The following is a 23,712-nucleotide window of genomic DNA, read 5'->3' on the forward strand; positions in this document are numbered from 1 at the left end:
TATTGCGAATCAAGCTACCACAAGGTATCGCCTGAAACGATCTTGAATCCGCCGAGCCGAAAAGCCGGGCGGAAGGGGGCGTACGCATTGAAAAATGCCGCCCGGCAAGAAACCATACGCCTCGGATGGGATTTCGGCTTGGCGCGGCGATGGCATTTTGGCACCATTGTGCCAGCCGCCATTGAAGGTCGGTGGATACAACAACAATCAGGGAGGAGAGAATCATGGCCTACACGGTCTGGATGCACGTCTGTTTTCCGGCGGGGGAGGATCCGGTGCCCGACATGGAGGCGTTTATCGCCGACCGGGACGATCTGGAAATCGAAGGCGTCAATCGCTTCGCCACCCCGGTGGTCGAATACCCGGACCCGGAAGACGGCAGCGGCCTGGTGGACCCCTACACCACCATCGTCCCCGACGGCCATGGCCTGGAGATGCTCTACCGCGCCCCGGACGCGGACCAGGGCCCGGACCAGCTGCTGGCCGTGATCCGCGAGATTGGCCGCGCCTTCCCCACCGCCCGCATCGGCGACGCCCTGCGGGACTTCTCCGAGGAAGACGAGGAGCTGGAGCTGGAGTTCACCCGGGAAGAGCTCAACCTGGAACTCGAGGCCGGCCGTTCCCCCACCCAGTAAGCCGTCCCGCCGCGGCCGCCGGCCGTCCCGGAGGCTGGGACGTCATATTGATCGCCGAAATAAACTGCACTAGCATCTTGGCTTCTTACGGGGGACCGTAAAACAATGCCAACAAATCTTGGCGTGAAGAAAGCGGCGGAGCCGTCCATTTCGCGCTAAGCTTCCGCGGTAATTGTTTTGGTTAACGGAATCGTCCGGCTCCCCCGGACACACCCACTTATGGAAGCAGGGTATGAGTAGCAATGCCTGGTACGTGGTCCAATGCCGCGCCAACCAGAATTTCCGTGCACAGGAAAACCTGGAAAACCAAGGCTTCACCTGCTTCCAGCCGTGTCTCCGCGTGGAGAAGCTGCGCGCCGGCCGGCGCACCCACCGCACCGAACCCCTGTTCCCCGGTTATCTGTTCGTCCAATTCCAGGATTACGGCCCCAGCTGGCACACCGTACGCTCCACCCGCGGCGTCAACCGGCTGGTGGCGTTCGGCGACCAGCCGGCCCGGGTGCCGGAGGGCGTGGTGGACGCGCTGATCCAGCGCACCCGCGATGACGCAGAGACACAAGACAGCCGCCCGGCGATCCGCGCCGGCGACCGGCTACGCATCGAAAACGGCCCCTTCGCCAACCTGGAGGCCACCTTCCAGGCCTACGACGGCGAGCAGCGGGCCATCGTGCTGCTGGAAATGCTGCACAAACAGCACCGCCTGAATCTGTCCCTGAAGGACGTGAGCCCGCTAGCGGCGGGCCACTGAGGCGGCGACAACCGGCGCGGCCCGCCGCGCCCCTGGCAAGGCAGGACCGTTCCCGGGGAATCGACGGCCAACCCCGTGGCGGTAGCGTGCCCGAAAGAGCCCCGGTCCTGTATGCTGCCACCCGCGCGACACTCGATTGATTGTTGGGGAATACCAAGGAATGCGAATCACGATTTTCGGTACCGGCTACGTGGGCCTGGTGACCGGTACCTGTCTGGCGGATGCCGGCCATGAGGTTCTGTGCGTGGATGTGGATCCCGCCAAGGTGGAGGCCCTGGACCGGGGCGAGGTGCCCATTTACGAGCCCGGCCTGACGCCGCTGGTGGTCCATAACCAGGCCGAAGGGCGCCTGTCGTTCACCACCGACGCCGCCGCCGGCGTGGCGTTCGGCACCCTGCAGTTCATCGCCGTGGGCACGCCGCCGGATGAGGACGGCTCCGCCGACATGCGCTATGTGCTGGAGGTGGCCGCCACCATCGGTCGGTACATGGACGACTACAAACTGGTGGTCAACAAATCCACCGTGCCGGTGGGGACCGTCGACCGGGTACGTGGCGCGCTAAGCGACGCCCTGGCCGCCAGGGACACACGGATCGACTACGACGTCTGCTCCAACCCGGAATTCCTGAAGGAAGGCGCGGCCGTCGAGGACTTTACCCGGGGCGCGCGCATCGTGGTGGGCACCGACTCCGACCGGGTCCGTGAGCTGATGCGCGAGTGCTATGCACCCTACAGCCGCAACCACGACAAACTGGTGTTCATGGACCCGCGTTCCGCCGAGCTCACCAAATACGCCGCCAACGCCATGCTCGCCACCAAGATCAGCTTCATGAACGAGATGGCCAACCTGGCCGAACGGCTGGGCGCCGACATCGAACAGGTTCGCCTGGGCATCGGCTCCGACCCACGCATTGGCTACCACTTTATCTACCCGGGCTGTGGTTATGGCGGCTCCTGCTTCCCCAAGGACGTCAAGGCCCTGGAGCGCACCGCCCGGGACGTGGGCTACGAGGCACGTATCCTGAACGCCGTGGAGGCGGTCAACGAGCGGCAGAAAAGAACCCTGTTCGATAAGTTGGCGGCGGCCTTTGACGGCGACCTGGCCGGCCGCACCGTGGCGGTCTGGGGGCTGGCCTTCAAACCCAACACCGACGACATGCGCGAAGCGCCCAGCCGGGCGCTGATGGAAGCGGTGTGGAATGCCGGCGGCCGGGTGCGAGCCTATGACCCCGAGGCGTCCGCGGAATGCCGCCGAATTTACGGCGAACGGGATGACCTGACCCTGGTGGACCAGCGCTACCAGGCGCTGGAAGGGGCCGACGCCCTGGTGATCTGTACCGAATGGAAGGAATTCCGGGTGGCGGATTTCGCCACCATCAAGAAAGCCCTGAACCTGCCGATAATGGTGGACGGCCGTAACCTATACGAGCCGGGCACCGTGCGCCAGGCTGGACTGCTCTATTACGCGGTGGGGCGCGGCGAGTCGGTGCGTGTCGCAATTCAGTAGCCGGCATGTAAAATGCCCCCTTCGGAACATCAACGACAGAACTTCAAACGAACTGGCAGCAGGAACGCGCTTGTGGTGAACCCGGGTAACAGATGGAAGACGGCCTTTCTGCTGAGCATGGGCATCGGGCTCAGCGGCGCCGCCGGCGCCGCCTCCTGGACCGCCCCCTGGGTGGAGACCGGCGACCTGCAGGCCCGTCATCATATTGAAGCGCTGTCCGCCCAGGGCTGCTTCGACGGCCTGACCCTGACCTGGCCGCTCAACTGGTCGGCGGTGGCCCATGGCCTCAATGGCGCCAGCGACGCCTGCCTGGCCTCCGAACACGCTACCTGGCTGCGCGCCCGCCTGGACCGCGCCAAGACCGCCGGCCGCACCGCCACGCTCACCGTCGGCGGCGCCAACGACGAACCCCTGTTCCGCCACTACGGCGACCAGCCCCGGGGCGAGGCCGACGCCTCCGCCGCGGTGAGCGTCACCGGCCGCCGCTTCGCCGCCCGGGTGCGCGCCCAATACGTGGACAACGACCGGGAAGACCGGGAAGCGCGCCTGGACGGCAGCTACGTGGCCGGCCGCTTCGGCAACTGGCAGCTCGGCGCCGGTGCCATCGACCGCTGGTGGGGCCCGGGCTGGCACAGCTCCCTGGCGCTGTCCAACAACGCCCGCCCGGTCACCGGCCTGTGGTTTGGCCGGCAAACGCCCTATGCGCCGCGCTCCCGCTGGCTGTCCTGGATCGGTCCCTGGGACTTCCAGGGCTTCGCCGGCCAGTTGGAACAGGACCGGGCGGTGCCCGATGCCAAGCTGATCGGTGGCCGCTTCACCTTCCGCCCGGCGAATTTTCTGCAGATCGGCCTGACCCGGCTGTTCCAGTGGGGTGGGGAAGGGCGCCCGGACGGCTTTGACTCCTTCAAGGACGCGCTGATCGGCAAGGATAACGGCCAGAGCACCGGCTTCGCCGAGGAAGACGACCCCAGCAACCAGGTGGCCGGCCTGGATTTCCGCGCCAGCTTCCCGGTGTTCGGCGTGCCCACCGGCCTGTACGGCCAGGCCATGGGCGAGGACGAGGCCGGCGGCCTGCCGTCCAAGTTCTCCACCCTGGCGGGCCTGGACCTGCTCACCGGCCTGGGCGAGGGCCACCAGCGCTTGTTCCTGGAAGCCTCGGACACCGTGGCCGGCCGCACCTTCAGCGACGCCCGCTACAACACCGCCTACGAGCACAGCACCTATCAAAGCGGCTTCCGCTATTACGGCCGTAATCTGGCCACCACCTTCGAAGGGGACGCCCGCACCCTGACCCTCGGGCTGCAGCAGTTTTTCCGCAACGGCTGGGTGGCCACCGCCGCGCTCACCAACGCCACCCTCAACGCCGAGGGCGGCAAACGGGCGGTGGTCGCCGACGGCGGCGCCGAGATCCTGCAGGCGGTGGACGAACAGGACGTGGTGGTCGCCGAGCTGCGCCTGGAACACGGCCTGCTGGGCGGGCGCATGACCTGGGCCCTGGCCGCCAGTGACGACCCCATCGACACCTTCGACGGCGAGCGCGAGCGGGTCACCGCCATGGCCCAATGGCAACGCAGCTTCGCCTGGTAAAAAAGACAACGAACGGAGTGATTCAGGGAACATGAACGCATTACGGTTACTCTCCGCCGCGCTGCCGGTACTGCTGTTGGGCGGCTGCACGGTGGTGCCCGGGTCCCACCATTCCGAGTCCCCCGGCTGGTTCGCCGAGGACGACGGTGCCGACGCCGAGGCGCTGCCGGACATCATCCGCGTGCACCAGATCAGCACCGCCATCCTCGATGGTCCCAAGACCGACACCGCCATCGGCACCCCGGAAGGCCTGGAGTCGGTGTCCGAGGGCTACGACTACGAAGTGGGCCCTGGCGACGTGCTCAACGTCACCGTCTGGGATCACCCGGAGCTGACCATTCCCGCCGGCTCCCAGCGCAGCTCCACGGAATCCGGCAACTGGGTGCACAACGACGGCACCATCTTCTACCCCTATGTGGGCACCGTGGAGGTGGCCGGCCTGAATGTGAACGAAATCCGCGCCATGATCACCCGGCGCCTGGGCCAGTACATCGAGAACCCCCAGGTGGACGTGACCGTGGCCGCCTTCCGCAGCAAGAAGGTGTACGTCACCGGCTCCGTGGGCCAGCCCGGCACCTACCCGATCACCAATATTCCCCTGCGCCTGGTGGACGCCATCAGCGCCGCCGGCGGCATCAGCGAAACCGCCGACTGGTCCAACGTGGTGCTGACCCGGGACGGCCGCGACTACAGCCTGTCCCTGCGCAACATCTACCAGGACGGCAACGCGGCGCAGAACATCCTGCTGCAGCCCGGCGACGTGATCAACGTGGCCCGCGCGGAAGAGAACAAGGTGTTCGTGCTCGGTGAGGTGATGCGCCCCTCCAGCCTGCCCATGGGCCGCAACGGCATGACCCTGGCCGAGGCCCTGTCCGAGAAAGGCGGCCTGGACCCGCGCTCCTCCGACGCCTCCGGGGTGTTCGTGTTCCGCAAGGCGCCGGCCGGCGCCGACCACGGCATCGACGTCTACCAGCTCAACGCCAAGGACGCCGCCGCCCTGGTGCTGGCGGACAGCTTCTCCCTGCAGTCCCGGGACATCGTCTATGTCACCGCCGCGCCGCTGGCCCGCTGGAACCGGGTGCTGAGCCTGCTGGTGCCCACCGCCACGGCCCTCTATCTGGGTGGCCGCGCGGAAGACCAACTGAACGACAACTGAATGTTTGAACGCATCCTGGTGGTCTGCGACGGCAATATCTGTCGCAGCCCCACCGCCGCCGGCCTGCTGGCCGCGCACAAGCCCGGGGTGGAGGTCACCTCCGCCGGCCTGGTGGGCCTGGAAGGCCACGGCATGGACGCCACCGCCCTGGCGGTGGCCGAGGCCCACGGCATGCAGGGCGGCGACCAGCACCGGGCGCGCAAGCTCACCGGCGAACTGTGCCGCCTGGCGGACCTGATCCTGGTAATGGAAGGCCGCCAGCGGGAGCGCATTATCCAGCGCTTTCCGGAGGCCAGCGGCAAGACCATGCTGCTCACCCACTGGACCGGTGGCCGCGACATTCCCGACCCGTTCCGCCAGTCCCGGGAAGTCCACGAACGCATCTACCCCATGATCCGTGACGCGGTGGCCGCCTGGGCCGCCAAACTCTAGAAAAAAGGAAAACGCAGGAATGACCGACCAGCACGCTTCTCGGGGACGCCCGGCCACCACGGACGACGACATCGATCTGCAGCGGCTGTGGGCGCTGCTGGTGGATGGCCGCTGGCTGATCCTGGGGGCGGCCCTGCTGGCCTTCGTGCTGGGCCTCGCCTATGTGCAAATGGCAGTGCCCATCTACAAGGCGGAGGGCCTGCTGCAGATCGAAAAGAAGCAGGGCGGCATGCTCGGCCTGGACCAGTTGGACCGGGCCCTGGGGGGCGCGGAATCGCCCACCGCGGCGGAAATCGCCATCCTGCGCTCGCGCATGGTGCTGGGTGAGGTGGTGGAGCAGCTGCGCCTGGACACCCGCATCGCCCCCCAGACCCTGCCGCTGATCGGCCGCTTCCAGTTCGCCCCCGGCGTGGTGGACGACGCCGGCCGGGCGGTGCCCGCCAGCGTGCGCGACGGCGAGGCCACCGTGGTGGTGGCGGAATTCCAGGTGCCGGAAGCCTACCGGGGCCGCACCTTCGAGCTGCGCCCCGGTGAGGGTGGCCAGCCGGCCCTGTACCTGGGCGACCGGCTGATCGCCAGCGGCCCCGCCGACCAGCCGCTCACCGGCGAGGACGGCCAGGTGGTGCTGCGCCTGGCCATCTGGGAGCCCGACGGCGAGACCTTCAACCTGACCCGCCTGTCCATGCTGTCCGCCGTCAACGGCATCCGTGGCAGCCTGACCGTGGAAGAGCAGGGCCGCGACACCGGCATGCTCAATATCAGCCTCACCGGTCCGGACCCGGCCCGCGCCCGCGCCATTCTCGATGCCATCAGCGAGGCCTACCTGATGCAGAACGTGAAGCGCCAGGCGGCGGAAGCGGAAAACAGCCTGGAGTTTCTCAACGAGCAGCTGCCCGAGGTGCGCGACACCCTCAACGAAGCCGAGGAAAAGCTGAACGCCTACCGGTCCAACAGCGACTCCGTGGACATCAACATGGAGACCCAGTCCCTGCTCGGCCGGCTGGTGGACATGGACGCCAAGCTCAATGACCTGAAGATCAAGGAAAGCGAGGTGGCCGCCCGCTACACCAAGGAGCACCCGGCCTACCGCACCCTGCTGGAGCAGCGCCGCTCCCTGGAAGCCCAGAAGGCGCGCCTCAATGATCAGATCGGCGACCTGCCGGAGACCCAGCAGGAAATCCTGCGCCTGATGCGCGACGTGGAAGTGGACCAGCAGCTCTACGTGAGCCTGCTCAACCGCGCCCAGGAGCTGCGTATTCTCAAGGCCAGCACCGTGGGCAATGTGCGCATCATCGACGACGCCGTGGTCTACCCCGGCGCGGTGGCGCCCAAGAAGGGCTTGATCCTGGCGCTGTGCACCGCCCTGGGCTTTTTGCTCACCGCCGCCGTGGTGCTGGCCGCCGGCCTGCTGCGCCGCGGCATCGAATCCCCGGACGAGCTGGAGGAACTGGGCATTCCGGTGTACGCCGCCGTGCCGCTCTCCGAGGAGCAGGCCCGCCGCGACCGGGTGGCCGACATGCTGCGCCGCCGCAAGCGCCGCGCCCATGGCGAGCCCGCGCCGCTGCTGGCGGTGAACGACCCCGGCGACCTGGCGGTGGAGGCCCTGCGCAGCCTGCGCACCAGCCTCCACTTCGCCACCATGGAGGCCAGCAACAAGGTGCTGATGATCTCCGGCCCCAGCCCGGAAGTGGGCAAATCCTTTATCACCGCCAACCTGGCCACGGTGCTGGCCCAGGTGGGGCAGAAAGTGGCGGTGGTGGACGCCGACATGCGCAAGGGTCACCTGCACCGCTACTTTGGTCACGACGGCCAGCAGGGGCTATCCACCATCCTGTCCGGCCAGGCCGACCTGGATACCGTGATGGCCGGCACCGAGATCGAGAACCTGGACTTCCTGCCCCGCGGCCAGGTGCCGCCCAACCCGTCCGAGCTGCTGATGCACCCGCGCTTCAAGCAGCTGATGGAAGACCTGTCCCAGCGCTATGATCTGGTGCTGGTGGACACCCCGCCGGTGCTGGCGGTGACCGACGCCGCCATTATCGGCCAGCTGGCCGGCACCAGCCTGCTGGTGGCCCGCTTCGGGCAAAACTCGGTAAAAGAAGTGGACGTATCCATCAACCGCTTCGACCAGAACAAGGTGGAAATCAAAGGCGTGATCCTCAACTGCATCGAACGCCGCGCCTCCAACGAATACGGCTACTACGCCTACAAGTACGACAGCAAGGATTGACGCCGGTCGCGGTCGGAGGCCAGCTGACAGGCGATGCCAGCTTCCCGGTTCCATTCTGCCGGGCGATTGCTGAAGCGAGGCGACGATATGGTTTGCATTGATAATATCAACAATTATCACGACATTAGCCTGAAAGAGGACCGGCTGAGGGAGTTGGAGGAAGTCAGTCGTCCGATTAACTGGCCACTATGAATTTTTGCGTGGTGAGTGGGTCTACCAAAAGGCTGTTAACAGTTGCCTTAAATGCATGATTTTGAAAGGATTATTCGCTTGGCAGCTCAGGCTAGCGTGCGATATTCGTTGGAGAACCCGCCCGGGCTACGTGCAGAACAACGTTGTTACTTTCATAAATATTATCGAAGCCTGCCGAAATGCCAATATCTAACCTATGCGAGCACAAGCAGGGTCTTTGGGGCGAATCCTAAGGTGCTCTTTTCTAACCACGACGGTGCGAACCACACCCTGCCATTTACGCTGCGACTAAGAAGGCCAACGAGATGATGGCGCACAGCTATGAGCCATCTGTTGGGCTTGCCGACCAGCGGGCTTCGTTTCTTTTCGGTATATGGCGCCTGGGGCCGCCCGGACATGGCGCCGTCCAAGCTCACTCGGGAAATACCGGCGGGCGAATCGATACCTTCATGACAGAATTTCTATAGTGGGTACAGGTTTCCAATACGTTTTTACTATTTGAGAATCGAGCAATAGCTATTTGATGTTAGCTCAAAACTCCTCTTTTTGAGAAAATCCGTTGTTGTCGTTAGCGACAAGTAAGCGTTACCGAAGCGGTTTTTGCTCATCATATCGCATCCCACCTAAGTTCCTTGAATGCTTCTGAAAAGAACCGCAGGACCTTTTTTTAAATAAGAAGGCTGGCAAAAATGCAATTTTCGAAGAGATTGAACGATGAGAGGCGGCAAAAAATAGAATTGGAAAGTGCGCATGAATAGAAACGGTTTAATGAAAAGCTTCATAGGCGTTGGGGCTATGAAAATGGCTTCAATACCTTTGGGAGTGATAGTTAGCATAGTTCTGGCGCGATCACTTAGCATTAGTGACTTCGGAAAGTACACTTATATCATGGCATTGCTTCAAGTTTTTGTGCTTCCGCTGACTGGCGGTATTCCTCAGTTGCTAACACGAGAAGTGGCAGGGTTTAAACATGAAAAAGACTGGGGGGGCTATCGTGGGCTCTTTCGTGTCTCCCATCTATGGGTTGCAGTTTTTTCTATAATTATTGTCCTCGCTTTTATTTTAGCAAAAAACACAAGACCCAGTCTTTTGGATTATAATCAGTGGAAACTGCTTTCTATTGCGATATTGATAATACCTGTGATGGGCCTTAACGCTGTAAGAAATGGAATAATAAAGGGGTTGGGCTACCCTTCTTACTCGGAGCTTCCTGGGAATTTCATTCAACCGACAGTGCTTTTAGCGGTGCTCTTCGCATTTATTTTCTACCTTGATTTAACAGTTGAAAGGGCTATCAAGGCTCAGGTTATAAGTTATACCGTTACTTTCTTTATTGCCACTATCATATTTTTATTTATAAAGCCAAAAATAAGAAAATCAGAAAAAGCAGTGTTTCGCATTAAAGAGTGGGGTTCCGCGTTGGTCCCATTTACGTTCATAGCGCTAATGAGTACCTTTAGTGCCCAAGTTGGTATTCTACTGTTGGGGCTGCTTGGGACTCATGAACAGGTAGCGGCCATGCGTATAGGTGAGCGTGGGGCGCAGTTTGTTGTGCTGTCGTTGGCCATTGTTAACCTGGTGATCTCGCCTTATATAGTAAAAGCCTTTAAAAGCGGAAATAAAAAAGAGCTTCAAAAGCTGGCTAAATATACGGCCAGAGGCGCACTTTTTGTGGCTGCGCCTTTGGCTATTGTATTAATAATTTTCGGCAAAGAGATTGTTACACTTCTTTTTGGCGGAGAATACGCGGGTGCCAGTTACTGGCCGCTGGCTATTCTTTGTGTTGGACAGGTTGTAAATGTTTATTGTGGTTCTGTCGGAAACCTTTTGTCTATGAGTGGACATGAAAGAGATACGTTGGTAGGGCAAAGTCTCTCCCTAATAGTAAGTATGCTTTTATGTGTGATTCTTATCCCTATTTTTGGGGCTGTGGGCGCTGCCACCGGTGTGAGCATTGGTCTGATTACATGGAATATCCTACTTATGTTTAGTGTGTCAAAAAGACTGGGTATAAAATCTTCCGCCTTTTGAAGTTTTGGTGATTCCCCATGCTATCAAATGCTATTTCTTTTTATAAAGAATCTAGGTTTCCATACAGACCGTATTTGAATAAAAATAAGTGCATTTTTATTCATATTCCTAAATCCGCAGGATCTTCAATATTGGATCGTTTAGGCAAAAAGGGCAAAATGAATAGAGATCATTTGCCTTGGTACATTTATCAAAAAGCAAATCCAATAAAGTTCAAAAGATTTTTTAAGTTCAGTTTCGTTAGGAACCCTTGGGACCGTGCCTATTCGGCTTTCTCCTACTTAAGGGGCGGGGGCAACGGAGCTAGCGATCTAAAGCTCCAGGCGCTACTAGATAGATTTGATGGATATGACGACTTTCTGATTAACGGGTTAAACAAAGGGCTGCTTAGAAATCATATCTTGTTTATACCGCAAAGTTTTTTTGTCCTTGATGCTAACCAAAATCCGATGGTCGACTTCTTAGGGAGATACGAAAATCTCGAAGAAGATTATAAAAAAATTGCAGAAAAACTTTCGTTGCAGACAGATTTGCCATATTTCAATAGAACCAGAGAAAAGAAGCAAAAATATCAATGCAGCGAAAGCATTAATATCATTGCTAATATATACGCTCAGGATGTTGATGTGTTTCAGTATAATTATGAGGAAAGAGGCCTGTAATGATATACGTCAGTTTAACAACCACCAAGTCAAGGCTGGCGTTATGTCGATTTGCAATCATGTCAATTGTTAATCAAAAAACAAAACCTGATCAAATCATATTATGGGTTTCGGAAGAGCCGTATTTGAGCGATGAGGGTATATCTAAAACACATCCGCCCGAGTTGCTTTTGGAAATATCAAAAATTTCCGAATTGGTTAAAGTAAAATGGACAAGAAATACCGGGCCATATAGAAAAATACTGCCACTGCTCAATGATATTAATGATGAAGATATAGTTATAACCGCAGATGACGATATTATGTATGGTTATGTCTGGCTGCAGGAACTGCTCGATCATTTCTATAATGGAGAGCAAAATTCTGTTGTTGCCGCTCGTTCGCGGAAAGTGACAAGAAATAGTCTAGGCATTGATAAATCTTATGTATGTTGGCCAATAATACAAGAAGAGAAGCGGATAGAAAGGGGGTTCGTTATAAATTGCGGTGCGGGCGCTGTTTTTAAAAAAAGTTTCTTTAGGCAAAAGGATCTTGAGGATAAAAGATTTCTGGAAGTCGCCCCCACGGCCGACGATTTGTGGATTACAAAAATGATTGTCCGTGGAGAAGTCCCGCTAAAAGTTGCGCCTTCAGCTCTTTCGGAGCTCGTTTTTCTATTGCATCGTAAAGGTTTGGTTAATTATAACCTGCCTATCGTTTCTGGATTCCTTACGAAAGTGTACTTTGCTTTTCTAGAAAAAGTAGCAGGGCCAATAGGTGTTTCGGTCTGCGAAAACGATAGAGTGTATAAGAAGCTTGAAAAGATCAGATGGCTTCCCTGAAAAAAAGGTTACCAAAGCCATGACAAGCGAAGCATCAATTGAAACTCAAAAGAAGGTTTCTGTAATTATACCGGTTTATAATCGGGCCGCGCTCTTAAAAGATACCCTTGAAGAATTGAAAAGCCAAACTTATCCAATTTTTGAAGTCATAGTTGTGGATGACGCATCTGAAGACAATCCTCAAAATGTTGTTAAAGAAATTTTAGGCAAGAAAGGCCGCTGCATAAGGCTAAGTCAAAAAACAAATGCTGCAAATGCTAGAAACATAGGAGCTTCAGAAGCCCGTGGAGACGTACTCGCTTTTTTAGATTCTGATGATCGTTGGACAGAAAATCATCTTTCTAGGAAAGTGAGGCTGCTTTGTTCCAGGCAATGCTCAGGCATCTTTGGTGCGTTCTATTTGGTCACTAAAGAGGGAAAAAAGACTTGTTGCCAGCGCTCACCTGAACCAGATGAAACGTTTGCCAGCTATGTGACTTCGCTTAATGGTGACGCAAGAACGAGCACTTTTGTCATTGATAGAGAAGATTTTATGGCCGTGCAGTTCGACTCTTTATTGGAAAAGCATCAGGACTGGGATCTCGCCATACGTCTTTCTAAGAAGTTTTTACTTGAACACGACACCACTCCGACCGCGATCATTGATTCCTCTGGCGCGGACAGAATGAGCGCCTCTCCTAATCTGAAAGCAACGGACAGGTTTATGGATAAACACCTGTCTGAAATGTCTATGCAGTCAAAATTCGATTTTCACTTCATGATATGTAAAGCAATAGTAATTAGCGGTGTTGGAAAGAATCAATTAAAAAAATACCAAAGTGGAATGATTTTGCCTAAGCCAATTTCCCTAAAGAATTTAATAAAAAAAATAATGATGATGCCCCCTTTTTATCACTTCGTACCTATTTTATTATTTTTGCGAGGTCAACTTTTGGTAAAGAAAGGGCATGGCTAAATGAAGAAAAAAAGAGTAGCGGTCGTTTGTTATGATATGCAGTGGCGTGGGGTACAACAAACACAGAAGCGACTAGCTGCTTCACTGGTTGATTTGGGTTACCAGGTAGACTTAGTCCTAGTTAATGCCGTTGGTCCTTTAATGGAAGACTTACCACAGAGTGTCGACGTTTTTGACCTTGAGGCTAGTTCTGCAAAAAAGGCTCTTCCGGGACTGGTTAAGTACTTTAAAAAGAGGCGACCTTTGGGGGTTTTGGCTTCGGAAGATCACGTCAATTGCATGGTGATCATTGCTACCCGCTTGGTTTCTCCGAACACCAAGGTTTCTATTAGCTGCCATGTATCACCAAGCACTTGGTTGAGCGATGCCACTTCGCCATTTAAAAAAGAGTGGTGGGTTAAGTTAGCTATTAAGGCGCTTTATCCCATGGCTAACCAATGCGTATTGCTGTCTCAGAAAATGGCGTTTGAGTATCGGTCAGAAGTCGGTCTTAAAGGTCTGAACTTTAAGGTCATTCCAAACCCCGTTGCACCTAGAGATAACGAAGTAGCATTGCCCCCTCACCGTTGGTTGTCCGAAGATAAATCGGTGCGCATAGAGCCGGTGATCATCGCCGTCGGGGCTTTATCGAGGCTAAAAAACTTTTCTCTTTTGGTAAGTGCATTTTCATTATTAAATAAGCAGAAAAAATCGAAGTTAATAATTATTGGGGAGGGCCCTAAAAGAAAAGAACTGGAAAATCAGATAAAGCTTGAGGGCTTGGTCAGCTCCGTCGAACTCGTTGGCTTTCAAAGTAAACCGATGTCTTTTATGGCTCACGCTGATATGTTGGTCATGAGTTCTTTATCTGAAGGTTTTGGAAATGTTTTGATCGAAGCTATGGCTGCTGCCTGCCCCATAGTGTCAACAAGATGCGGCGGGGGGGTAGAGGAAATTCTTGCTGATGGCAAATATGGGGAGCTGGTAGAGATAAATAATCCAGAAGCTCTGGCAGCTGCAATGGCGAGAACGCTGGATCAACCGATCCAGCCTAATGTGTTGATTAAGGCATCACGTCGATATGATCCCTTGGAAATTACATCTAGATATATGCAGGGGCTGGGCATCTAGAGGTGACAGGTATACTTCATGAATGAAAGCAAGCTTTGTAATCCTAAAGTACATTTTTTTTGTCTTGGTGTGCCACGTGCTGGTACTACGTGGTTGTATGAACTCCTTAAAAGTCACCCCCTCGTATTTTTGCCAGAGAAAGAACACCATTTTTTTACAAATGTCGACGGGCAAGATTTATACGCTCAAAAAGGATTGTCTTGGCTTAAAAATAAATATGCTCAATCGAAGGAAAGCCAACTTAGAGGCGATATAGCAGCCGGTTATTTCAGATCTCAAACCGCGAGAGATCGATTGTTTGACTACTCGCCAGATGCAAAATTAATCGTTATGCTGAGAAATCCTGTAGACCGAACTTTTTCAGATTACAGGCTAAGTAAAGGTAGAAAGAGGTTCAGCGGAGATTTCGAAGAATTTATTGCCGATCCAAATATCGGGTATAGATCTCTCGAAGATGGCCTGTACGCCAAACAACTAGAAAGGTGGCTGACGTGCTTCGACATAAAGCAATTTCATTTCATTCTTATGGACGAAATTATAGCTAATCCAGAGAAAGTATATTCTGACTTGTGCTCTTTCTTAGATCTACCTGAAGTTCAACTTGGCTTTATTGCTAATAATAAAGTTAATCAGCCCAAGCAAGTTAGGTTTAGATGGCTGCAAACGCTTTATTTCAACATAGCTAACCAATTGTCTAAAAGTGGAAAAGATGGTTGGAAAGTGTTGCTTCGAAAAACCGGCATTCCTTCGCTTATTAAAAAATTGAATTACCAAGATATGCAGCGCGAAAAGCTAGACCCACATGTTAAAGAAAAATTGGTTCTATTTTTTAAGGAGGACATTAAAAAGCTAGAGGTGCTGACTGGAAAGAGCTTGTCAGGTTGGATTTAGAGGGCTCCTTTGGGCAGGATTTTTTGTGAAGATTTTGTTGGTAATTACTGGTTTGAGTGTTGGCGGCGCTGAGCGCCAAGTGGTGGGCATGGCTGATTTTTTTAGCAGGAAAGGTCACGAAGTTAGGCTGCTTTACTTTCAAGGCGCAGCTTTAATGCTTCCGCGTAGTCCTGAAATAAAAATCGAAAGTATAAATTTAAGAAAAAATATTTTCTCTTTCGTGGCGGCAATACCCAGAATTATAAAAATAATAAATGAGTTTGAGCCTGACGTGATTAACACTCATTTATTCCATGCAAACGTTGTCTTTAGGGTTTTGCGGATTTTTCATAAGATGCCAGTTCTTATAAGTAGTGCTCATAACTCTAATGAAGGCGGTGTCGTAAGACGCTTCCTGTATAGAGCTACTGATTCGCTTTGCGATGTTTCTACGAATGTCTCTTTGAGCGCCGTAAGATATTTTGAAAAGAATCGCCTTGTTAAGAATGGCGCTATGAGAGTGATGTTTAATGGTATAGACGAAGATGCTTTCTACTTTGACGAAGCTGTAAGAAGGCGGGTTAGGGAAAGTTTCCTTTTCAGTGATGATGATAGAGTGGTTTTGGCCGTCGGTCGGCTGCACAAAGCTAAAGATTACCCAAATCTTCTTAGAGCTTTTTCTTTATCCAAGCAGAAATTAGGTTCTATGTTCTTGATTATAGTGGGCGATGGGGAAGAGAAAGAGGTCATTATTGATTTAGCAGTAGAGCTGGGTATAAGTGAAGCTGTAATAATCTTAGGATCAAGAAACGACGTGCCTGATTTAATGAATGCTTGTGATGTGTTCGTGTTGTCGTCAGCTTCGGAGGGCTTCGGTTTGGTGCTGGCAGAAGCGATGGCGTGCAAGCGTGTCGTTGTGTCTACCGATTGTGGCGGTGCGCGGGAAGTCATGGGTGAGACGGGTTTTGTTGTGCCTCCTTCGAATAGCGCTGCATTGGCAACAGCGATTTGCCGCGCGCTTACTGTTCCCGAGCGGGAAAGAAGTAGAATGGGGGAGCTCGCACGAGATAGGGTTAAAAATTATTATTCCATGAGTGCATCCGGTGACGCGTGGATTTCCCTATATGACGCAGCGTTTAAAGGGAAAAAAATTCGATGAAGAAAGTGGCATTTGTAGCTAATAGCGAATGGTATCTAGATAACTTTAGGAAATCCACAATAGAATATTTTCTTAGTAAACATGTTCAGGTTTTTTGCTTGTATCCTAAGAATGGAGATGGCGAGCTTTCGGATTTGGGAGTGCGGCATGTTAAATTTACAATGAGTCCGGCTGGAACTTCGCTCTACTTTGAATTATTTTCTTTCATTTGTGTTTTCTTGAGTATCTTAAGAGTCCGGCCGGACGTTTTGTTTTCTTTTAACCCCAAGACAAATTTGTATAGCCTAATTTGTTGTTGGGTTTTGAGGGTTAAATGTGTTGTTAATGTTTCGGGCTTAGGTGCAGCTTCTCAACTTTCTGGGATAAAAGGTTTTTTTTATCGGCAGCTGTCTTCTTTTTTTTATCGAAAAGCTTCGTATATTTTTTTTCAAAATAGTGACGATTACCATCAGCTCAACAAAGCCGGCGTCATTAAGGTTGGCGCTGCCGACGTTATACCTGGGTCAGGAGTGGACCTTAACCGGTTTCACCCGGTCGCGCGCCCTGAAGCTGAAACGACCTTTTTGATGGCGGCGCGACTTATCACTCAGAAGGGAGTTTACGAATATGTGGAAGCAGCTAAAAATTTAAATGGCGAGTGCTGCTCTTTTCTTTTGGCCGGGGTTCCGGACTCTTCTGAGCGTGCCGTTGATGCTAATTTTATTAAAAATCTTGACGGTTCTGAAGGCGTGAAATTTTTGGGGCATGTCAGGGATATGCCTAGTCTGCTAACTAAAGTGGATTGTGTCGTTCTGCCTTCTTACTATCCAGAGGGCATACCAAAAGTTTTGATAGAGGCGCTTTCTTCTGGAAAAATCATCATCACTACGAATACTCCGGGGTGTAGAGAGACTGTCGATGATGAGGTGAATGGATATCTAGTGTCCCCTCGCTGCTCGGCATCGCTTGCCACTGCTATGCTAAAGGTTTGCCGGTTGGGTGAGAAAGATAAGAAAGAGATGATGAATCGGTCTCGCCGTTTGGCGGAAGAAAAGTATGACGAGAATATTGTGATTGGAAAATACTGGCGTCTGTTTGAAGTTTTGAGTGATTAATTTTATGTTTCCTTATTGGTTTGCTTTCGTTCTGCCAATTTTTGGTTCTATCTTTGGGCGCCGTCTTGATTCTCAGTCTGGAAATTTTTTCTGGGTGGTGTGGGGGCTGATTTATACATTGTTTGTGGGGTTGCGATACAGAGTGGGGGCGGATTGGTCCGCGTATAACGATCATTTAATCCGGGTTTCTACAGAAAGTCTTTGGGATGTGGTTACTGGCGGGGATCCGGGTTATTACATTTTAAACTGGCTTGTCGTCCGGTTGGGCGGAGAAATATATCTAGTTAATTTTGTGTGTGCTGCAATAGTCATGTGGGGGGTCGTTAGCTTTTCTAGAAAGCAGCCTTTACCTTGGCTGTCTCTTCTTATTTCCGTACCATACCTAATTATTGTTGTATCCATGGGGTACACGAGGCAATCTGTCGCTCTAGGGCTTTTGCTCGTCGGCTTATCAGCTCTTTCAGAAAGAAGTATTCCTAAGTTTACGTTATGGGTCTTGGTTGCAGCAGCTTTCCATAAATCGGCCGTTCTAATGTTGCCTATGGCCGCTTTATCATCGACGGAGAAGAAAGGATGGTCGATGTTTTGGGTGGCTGTTATTGCGGCTGGTGCTGGCTACTTTTTCCTATCCGACCATGTAAGTAGGCTATGGAGCACCTATGTCGTCTCTGATTATGAATCAGAAGGTGGGCTGATAAGGGTGCTAATGAACGCCGTTCCCGCAGTTGTCTTCCTGATTTTTAGAAGAAAATTCGCGGTTTCGGCTCAGGAGGCTAAGCTTTGGACTTGGATGTCAATATTCGCAATAAGCTGTTTGCCTCTCGTTTTAATCGCTTCTGCAGCTACTGATCGTGTCGCTTTATACCTAATACCTCTCCAGCTTTACGTTTTTTCTCGTTTGCATAGAGTTGCTGACCAAAAATTAGGGAAAGCGCTGATCGTTGTACTTGTTATTGGTTATTACGCACTTGTTCAGTTTGTATGGTTGAATTTTGCCAGCCACTCTGATGCCTGGCTTCCCTATCAAACTGTGTGGGCGGCAGACTAACGTGTACCATGATCTGTATTGTTCGCTTTGATCTATAATTTGAAGATATAAGTTCAGTAATTTTTGTCAAGAATGCAGAAATGAAATTAGTGCGCTTGCGGGTTCGAGATGGAGAGCCTATGAGACATTATTTCCAAAGGGCTCATAGGTGAGAGGCGATCTGCCTGACTCTTCGTCTAATACGTATAAAATGGGATAGCGAGCTCTTGTCGACGGACAATGCAAGAGATATGGGAGCGGCATGAGCCCGAATCTTCGCGCGCCTCGTTCAACGCCATAGCTGTTGTCGAGTAGCTGTACGCTTTCGCCAATCGCGGAGCGGAGCGGGTGTTCTTCCAGAACGAAGAGGATCTGCGGACCTTTCAGGCCACCGGCCTGCTGAAGGACACGCCCACGGTGCTGTTGCCCGGGGTCCGGGATGGATACGGTGCGGTTCCCGTTCAGTGCCTTGCCGTCCGAGGGGCCGTTCACCTTTGTGATGGTGGCGCGCTTGATCGGTGACAAGGGCGTGCGGGAGTACGTGGCCGCCGCCGCTCAGGTGGCTCGGCGGTATCCGGACGTGCGTTTTCCGCTGATCGGCCCCCAGGGGGTGAGCAACAGCAGTGCCATTCTGCCGGACGAGGTGACGCGCTGGCGGGAGGCGGGCGTGGTCGAGTACCTGGGCGAGCAGGACGATGTGCGGCCCTTTATCGCCGAGAGCCATGTGCTGGTGCTGCCGTCCTACCGCGAGGGGATGCCGCGCACCGTGCTGGAGGCCGCCTCAATGGGCCGGCCCGCCATCGTCACAGACGTGCCCGGCTGCCGCCAGGCGGTGGTGAATGGCGAAACCGGCTGGCTGTGTGAGGTGAAGAGCGCCGAGTCCCTGGCCGCCTGCATGCAGGACTGCCTGGCGCTGCCCTCCGAGACCCTGGCGGCGGCGGGGCAGGCCGCCCGCCGCCGCATCGAGGCGGAGTTCGACGAGCGCCTGGTGGTGCGGGCGGCTCTGGATTGCCTGACGGCCGGTAAGCCAACATAGATCTGGATTGGCAGGTGCCGCTCTGCCGGTTGTCGGATCTTCATTGACAGCCTTCAGAGCTATCGCGATCATTCGCTAATCCATTGTTTTATTGCCCGAGCACAGGCCATGCGCGTTGGTGGGGACAGATACAGTAGCAAGCGACGAATCTGCTCGCCGGCGGAGCTGGTGGATATCAATATTGCGTCGCTGAAAGAATCTGCTGTTTATTGTGGTAATCCTGCCCACAAGAAAAACCCGGGCGATTTCGGATTAACTCCGCCATCCGCGCCGCACCCTGCTAAATCCTTATGCGATGTGGCGAAAATTTTCAGAAAAGAAGTGGCCGGTAAACTATTACGAGAAGGGATCGGTCGGGGGTTGATAAGCAGACAGTTCCGAGGCGACTGGCCGCAAAAGGTATGGGCCGTTACCGAGAATGGTGATGTATTGGAGGCACAATTGGAGAATCGGATGACGGGGGCATATCATGGATACCCTCTGCCTCCGACGGACCCGTTCGCGGAGCTGGTGCTGAGAGAGTGGGAGGCACGGCAGCCATGAGCGAGAGGCATCTGGACTTTGCTTTTCAATGGGAGGCGGTCGGCAACGATGTGCCTGAGTTGTACCACACCATGGCACGGCTGTCGCTCTCCGTTAATAATTACTCCCTGACGCGCAACGAAGATTGTTGGTCGCGGACTGTCAAGGACGATGTTCTGGTAGCATTGTATCCCCTGGCGTCCTGGTTAGCCTCTTCCTGGTGGCGTTTGTTGTATGAACCGCACCCAGGAAAGGGCGTGCGGCCCTCGATGTCCTGGCGCATGGCCCATGAGCTGGCGTCTGCTAACCAAGGCTTCATTTGGCCTACGGTTATGTTCGCGACGGATGGCGAGGGTATTCAGCTTTGGTCCCGGCCATCGGATGAAAGTGTGGAGCAGTCAGTCCGATACTTGAATGGTTCCCGTTTCCCGTTTTTTGTGCCGGTGGATGATTTTCGTAAGGGCGTTTCTGCTCTTATCGATGCGGTGCTCAACAGGCTGCAGGCATGTGGTTGCGAAGATACGGAACTCAGGGGTCTTTGGACACTGATTTGCGAAGAAACCGCGGATACAGCGATTGCTCGGCTGCGTGCCTTTGAAGCGATGATGGGGTACGACCCAGAGGAATGTCCTGAATCACTTCTGAAGACCATGTCGCAACTTGCCACCACAGTTGGCGAGGACTCCTTGCCGGAGTTAATGTCCGCCTTGGCGCAGGGTAACGAGTTCGGAGTGCAGCATGAGAAGCAGATTGAATGCTTTTTCGAATTGCACGGCATACAGGCGCGCCCGAATATTCCGGATACTTCCATACGCGGGGACGCCGGGGATACCCAGGCGCCGTGGAGGGTGGCGGTTGAGGACGCAAAAATTGTGCGTGATTACTTAGGGTGTGGCCTCGAGCCGATTCCCAATAGCACACTTTTTGACGCGCTGAGCATTAGCAGCGCCGCTATTAAAGGTTATACCTTGGAAAATCGGTCGAGGGTGTCGGTGGCGATCCCGGAGAATCAGCAGGGTATTCGTTTCATGCCGCGTAAGAAGCATCCCGTGGCTCGGCGATTTGAGTATGCCCGTCTTCTTGGCGACTGTATGTTTCGAAGAGATGATGAGGGGTGGCTCGTTTCTTCGGACCTGGGTACATTCCGGCAAAAATATCAGCGCGCGTTCGCGGCGGAATTGCTGTGTCCGATTGAGGGTGTGAAAGCGGTCATGCAGGGAGATTATTCGGATTCAGCGATTGATGAGGTGGCTGAGTATTTCGATGTCAGTACCACCACGGTGATAAACTTGCTGGCAAACAATCATCTTATTGAGACGGAGGATCTGGTCGATGGCAACGACGCGTGGCCTTACCGCCCTTTGGCGGCGCGCGCCTGAACCCCGGGTCTCCGTTCCTCCCTCTTTGTTACCCCAGAATCTTTATCCCTCCTTGGCGTCAAGTTATCAATCTGCGGACCTTTCAGGCCACCGGCCTGCTGAGGGACACGCCCACGACGCTGTTGCCCGGGTCCGGGATGGATACGGTGCGGTTCCTGTTCAGTGCGTTGCCGTCGGAGGGGCCGTTCACCTTTGTGATGGTGGCGCGGCTGATCGGTGATAAGGGCGTGCGGGAGTACGTGGCCGCCGCCGCGCAGGTAGCTCGGCGGCGTCCGGACGTGCGTTTTCTGCTGATCGGGCCCCAGGGGGTGAGCAACAGCAGTGCCATCCTGCCGGAGGAGGTGGAACGCTGGCGGGAGGAGGGCGTTATCGCATACCTGGGCGAGCAGGACGATGTGCGGCCCTTTATCGCCGAGAGCCATGAGCTGGTGCTGCCGTCCTACCGGGAGGGGATGCCGCGCACGGTGCTGGAGGCCGCGTCCATGGGCCGGCCCGCTATCGTCACCGACGTGCCCGGCTGCCGCCAGGCGGTGGTGAACGGCGAAACCGGCTGGCTGTGTGAGGTGAAGAGCGCCGAGTCCCTGGCCGCCTGCATGGAGGACTGCCTGGCGCTGCCCCCCGAGACCCTGGCGGCAGCGGGGCAGGCCGCCCGCCGCCGCATCGAGGCGGAGTTCGACGAGCGGCTGGTGGTGCGGGCGGCTCTGGATTGCCTTGAGGGTGCCCGTTCGTAACCCCCCAACCTGCGCGCAGTCACAGGGTCTGTGGCAGAGTTGGGCATCACCCTGCTACGATTGGGCGGTATGGTAAGGTGGGAGCCACGGTGGGTTGAGGCGTGCTTTAGAGGAGTGGGTTGGCATGTATGCAATCGAATTTGAGACGATCATTCGTAATGGCATTATGGTGGTTCCGGAACAGTATGCACGGTTAAAGAATACCCGCGCACGTGTCGTGATTCTGGTCGAGAACAGCGAGAGTGACCAAGAGGTGCGCGCGCTTTCGAACCACTCCGCCGGCACGATTGAGGAATGGACGGATCCCGAAGAGGATGAGGTATGGACGTAAAGCAGGGCGAGCTGGTCCTGTGTGAGTTCTATTTTTCCGATCTTGGTGAAAGCAAGCGCAGGCCGGTTATTGTCTTTAAGGATAATTTGCCGTTCGATGATTTTGTCGGTGTTCCGGTGAGTAGCAAAGCCCACAAGCTACATGCGGATGAAAGCTTGTTGCAGCCTGACGAGCTGAAAGAAGGAGTTCTTCCGAAAATTTCGAAAGTTATGGTCCGGAAGACATTTGTTATCTCAAAGGCGGTCGTCGACAAGAAATATGGTGTTTTGACACCGGAACGTTTTCAGGCGCTCCATCGAGATTTTTGTCAGTACTTTGATTGCTGCTGACTTTACGTTTTCTTACCCCGTTTCTATGTCTTCTCCATTTCTATAATCGCCGAGAGCCATGCGCTGGTGCTGCCGTCCCACCGCGAGGGGATGCCGCGCACGGTGCTGGAGGCCGCGTCCATGGGCCGGCCCGCGGCCGCATCGAGGCGGAGTTCGACGAGCGCCTGGTGGTGCGGGCGGCGCTGGATTGCCTCGAGGGCGCCCGCCCGTAACCCCCCAAGCCTGCGTCCGCTTAGGCTTACATCCTTTTCCGTTTTGGCTGACAGATGCTGGTTCGCTTGCCCTTTATACTGTTCATGGGATCAGTGTTCCGGTTACAAGCTGCTGTTCGCGCACAAGGAGATGGTGCGAAATCTGGGACCTGATTCTCTAAGGCTCGATCTCATTGTCTTTGTTGTCACTTGACAACAAAGATAAGAGGCGATAGGTTTTGGGGGAAGATCGATATGGCGCGTGGAAAGCATCCCAAGGCGGCCATCGAAATGGCGCTTCATTAAATGGGTGGAAAAGTGTAAGTACACGGGAGGTGAGGAATGAGTACGTTTGAGTTCCAGCTTCATTTTCAGCTTCCTGACGGCGAGGCCGACCCCGAACTCTGGTTGGACGCTCTGTTCGAGGCAGGCTGTGACGATGCCTTGGTCGGCCTCGCCTCCCACGGCTATCTGTCCCTCGACTTCAACCGAGAAGCGCCGACCGCCTGGGAAGCGTTGCAAACCGCCGTGCGAGACGTAAAAACGGCTATCCCAGAAGCGCGATTGGTCTCTGCAGGGCCGGATTTGCTTAATTTATCTGAGCTCGCCGAGCTGATGACGGACAGGCTGGCAAAAGTCACTCGGCAGGCGATGCGTAAGTATGCGAAAGGTGAGGTGAAAAGAACCGCCACGCGATTCCCATCGCCTCGGGTATCCGGAGGTACCCCCCTTTGGCACGCGGATGAAGTTCTCGCATGGATGATGGACAATCGGAAAATTCAGGCGACATCAGAGCCTGCGCAATCGCTTATCACGCTGGCTTCCGCGATACGAATGCTGAACAGCACCAAGGAATACCACCAGAGCCGTGCCGCTGCCCCTGAGCTAATCCAAAAGGCGGAACAGCTCCTGGTTAGCTGATCACTACCGCCGGCTCTTGCCATGAGCTGGTGCTGCCGTCCGCTTAGGCTTACATC

Annotated in this window: 23 protein-coding genes; all 23 read left to right on the plus strand. The window is 54.7% G+C overall.

Annotated features, from left to right (window positions below):
- Window positions 1–224 precede the first annotated feature (224 nt).
- Entirely contained in the window at window positions 225–635 is a 411-nt protein-coding gene (locus IM760_RS08415; RefSeq protein WP_204428298.1) for a hypothetical protein, read from the plus strand.
- A 232-nt stretch (window positions 636–867) separates the two neighbouring features.
- Window positions 868–1,383: a transcription/translation regulatory transformer protein RfaH gene (gene rfaH / locus IM760_RS08420; RefSeq protein WP_204428300.1), complete on the plus strand. Its 516-nt coding sequence runs from the start codon at window positions 868–870 to the stop codon at window positions 1,381–1,383.
- Between the two features lie 160 nt (window positions 1,384–1,543).
- Window positions 1,544–2,890, plus strand: coding sequence for a UDP-glucose dehydrogenase family protein (locus IM760_RS08425; protein WP_204428302.1), 1,347 nt, complete (start codon window positions 1,544–1,546; stop codon window positions 2,888–2,890).
- Window positions 2,891–2,965: 75 nt separating this feature from the next.
- Window positions 2,966–4,477 carry a capsule assembly Wzi family protein gene (locus IM760_RS08430; protein WP_338021384.1) on the plus strand — a complete coding sequence of 504 codons (1,512 nt, stop codon included), beginning with the start codon at window positions 2,966–2,968 and terminating at the stop codon, window positions 4,475–4,477.
- 31 nt (window positions 4,478–4,508) lie between these two features.
- Window positions 4,509–5,633 (plus strand): polysaccharide export protein, encoded by a 1,125-nt coding sequence (locus IM760_RS08435; protein WP_204428304.1) that lies wholly within the window; start codon window positions 4,509–4,511, stop codon window positions 5,631–5,633.
- Window positions 5,634–6,065, plus strand: coding sequence for a low molecular weight protein-tyrosine-phosphatase (locus IM760_RS08440; RefSeq protein ID WP_204428306.1), 432 nt, complete (start codon window positions 5,634–5,636; stop codon window positions 6,063–6,065). It begins immediately after the preceding gene.
- A gap of 19 nt (window positions 6,066–6,084) precedes the next feature.
- Window positions 6,085–8,295 carry a polysaccharide biosynthesis tyrosine autokinase gene (locus IM760_RS08445; RefSeq protein ID WP_204428308.1) on the plus strand — a complete coding sequence of 737 codons (2,211 nt, stop codon included), beginning with the start codon at window positions 6,085–6,087 and terminating at the stop codon, window positions 8,293–8,295.
- A gap of 942 nt (window positions 8,296–9,237) precedes the next feature.
- Complete coding sequence (locus IM760_RS08450; RefSeq protein ID WP_204428310.1) at window positions 9,238–10,518, plus strand: oligosaccharide flippase family protein; 1,281 nt, start codon at window positions 9,238–9,240, stop codon at window positions 10,516–10,518.
- 17 nt (window positions 10,519–10,535) lie between these two features.
- Complete coding sequence (locus IM760_RS08455; RefSeq protein WP_204428312.1) at window positions 10,536–11,180, plus strand: sulfotransferase family 2 domain-containing protein; 645 nt, start codon at window positions 10,536–10,538, stop codon at window positions 11,178–11,180.
- A complete protein-coding gene (locus IM760_RS08460; protein ID WP_204428314.1) occupies window positions 11,180–12,001 on the plus strand; it encodes a hypothetical protein in 822 nt (273 codons plus the stop codon). Before IM760_RS08455 ends, IM760_RS08460 begins: the two co-directional genes overlap by 1 nt.
- 19 nt (window positions 12,002–12,020) lie before the next feature.
- Window positions 12,021–12,956, plus strand: coding sequence for a glycosyltransferase family 2 protein (locus IM760_RS08465; protein WP_204428316.1), 936 nt, complete (start codon window positions 12,021–12,023; stop codon window positions 12,954–12,956).
- Window positions 12,957–14,066 carry a glycosyltransferase gene (locus IM760_RS08470; RefSeq protein ID WP_204428318.1) on the plus strand — a complete coding sequence of 370 codons (1,110 nt, stop codon included), beginning with the start codon at window positions 12,957–12,959 and terminating at the stop codon, window positions 14,064–14,066.
- 18 nt (window positions 14,067–14,084) lie between these two features.
- On the plus strand, window positions 14,085–14,957 hold the full coding sequence (locus IM760_RS08475; RefSeq protein ID WP_204428320.1) for a sulfotransferase family protein: 873 nt from the start codon (window positions 14,085–14,087) through the stop codon (window positions 14,955–14,957).
- Window positions 14,958–14,982: 25 nt separating this feature from the next.
- Complete coding sequence (locus IM760_RS08480; RefSeq protein ID WP_204428321.1) at window positions 14,983–16,095, plus strand: glycosyltransferase; 1,113 nt, start codon at window positions 14,983–14,985, stop codon at window positions 16,093–16,095.
- Window positions 16,092–17,189: a glycosyltransferase family 4 protein gene (locus tag IM760_RS08485; protein WP_204428323.1), complete on the plus strand. Its 1,098-nt coding sequence runs from the start codon at window positions 16,092–16,094 to the stop codon at window positions 17,187–17,189. Before IM760_RS08480 ends, IM760_RS08485 begins: the two co-directional genes overlap by 4 nt.
- Window positions 17,182–18,237, plus strand: coding sequence for an EpsG family protein (locus IM760_RS08490; protein ID WP_204428325.1), 1,056 nt, complete (start codon window positions 17,182–17,184; stop codon window positions 18,235–18,237). Before IM760_RS08485 ends, IM760_RS08490 begins: the two co-directional genes overlap by 8 nt.
- Window positions 18,238–18,655: 418 nt before the next feature.
- Window positions 18,656–19,252 carry a glycosyltransferase gene (locus IM760_RS08495; RefSeq protein ID WP_204428327.1) on the plus strand — a complete coding sequence of 199 codons (597 nt, stop codon included), beginning with the start codon at window positions 18,656–18,658 and terminating at the stop codon, window positions 19,250–19,252.
- 168 nt (window positions 19,253–19,420) lie between these two features.
- Window positions 19,421–19,795 carry a hypothetical protein gene (locus IM760_RS08500; RefSeq protein WP_240692434.1) on the plus strand — a complete coding sequence of 125 codons (375 nt, stop codon included), beginning with the start codon at window positions 19,421–19,423 and terminating at the stop codon, window positions 19,793–19,795.
- Entirely contained in the window at window positions 19,792–21,153 is a 1,362-nt protein-coding gene (locus IM760_RS08505) for an ImmA/IrrE family metallo-endopeptidase (protein ID WP_204428329.1), read from the plus strand. Before IM760_RS08500 ends, IM760_RS08505 begins: the two co-directional genes overlap by 4 nt.
- On the plus strand, window positions 21,120–21,884 hold the full coding sequence (locus IM760_RS08510) for a glycosyltransferase (RefSeq protein WP_338021385.1): 765 nt from the start codon (window positions 21,120–21,122) through the stop codon (window positions 21,882–21,884). The genes IM760_RS08505 and IM760_RS08510 overlap by 34 nt, the downstream gene beginning before the upstream one ends.
- A 124-nt stretch (window positions 21,885–22,008) precedes the next feature.
- Window positions 22,009–22,215 (plus strand): hypothetical protein, encoded by a 207-nt coding sequence (locus IM760_RS08515; RefSeq protein WP_204428331.1) that lies wholly within the window; start codon window positions 22,009–22,011, stop codon window positions 22,213–22,215.
- On the plus strand, window positions 22,206–22,544 hold the full coding sequence (locus tag IM760_RS08520) for a type II toxin-antitoxin system PemK/MazF family toxin (protein WP_204428332.1): 339 nt from the start codon (window positions 22,206–22,208) through the stop codon (window positions 22,542–22,544). The genes IM760_RS08515 and IM760_RS08520 overlap by 10 nt, the downstream gene beginning before the upstream one ends.
- A gap of 533 nt (window positions 22,545–23,077) precedes the next feature.
- Window positions 23,078–23,656, plus strand: a complete 579-nt coding sequence (locus IM760_RS08525) for a DNA-binding protein (protein WP_138771646.1) — start codon at window positions 23,078–23,080, stop codon at window positions 23,654–23,656.
- Window positions 23,657–23,712: the final 56 nt, after the last annotated feature.

It is taken from the genome of Alloalcanivorax marinus, assembly GCF_016906305.1.
GTDB lineage: Bacteria > Pseudomonadota > Gammaproteobacteria > Pseudomonadales > Alcanivoracaceae > Alloalcanivorax > Alloalcanivorax marinus.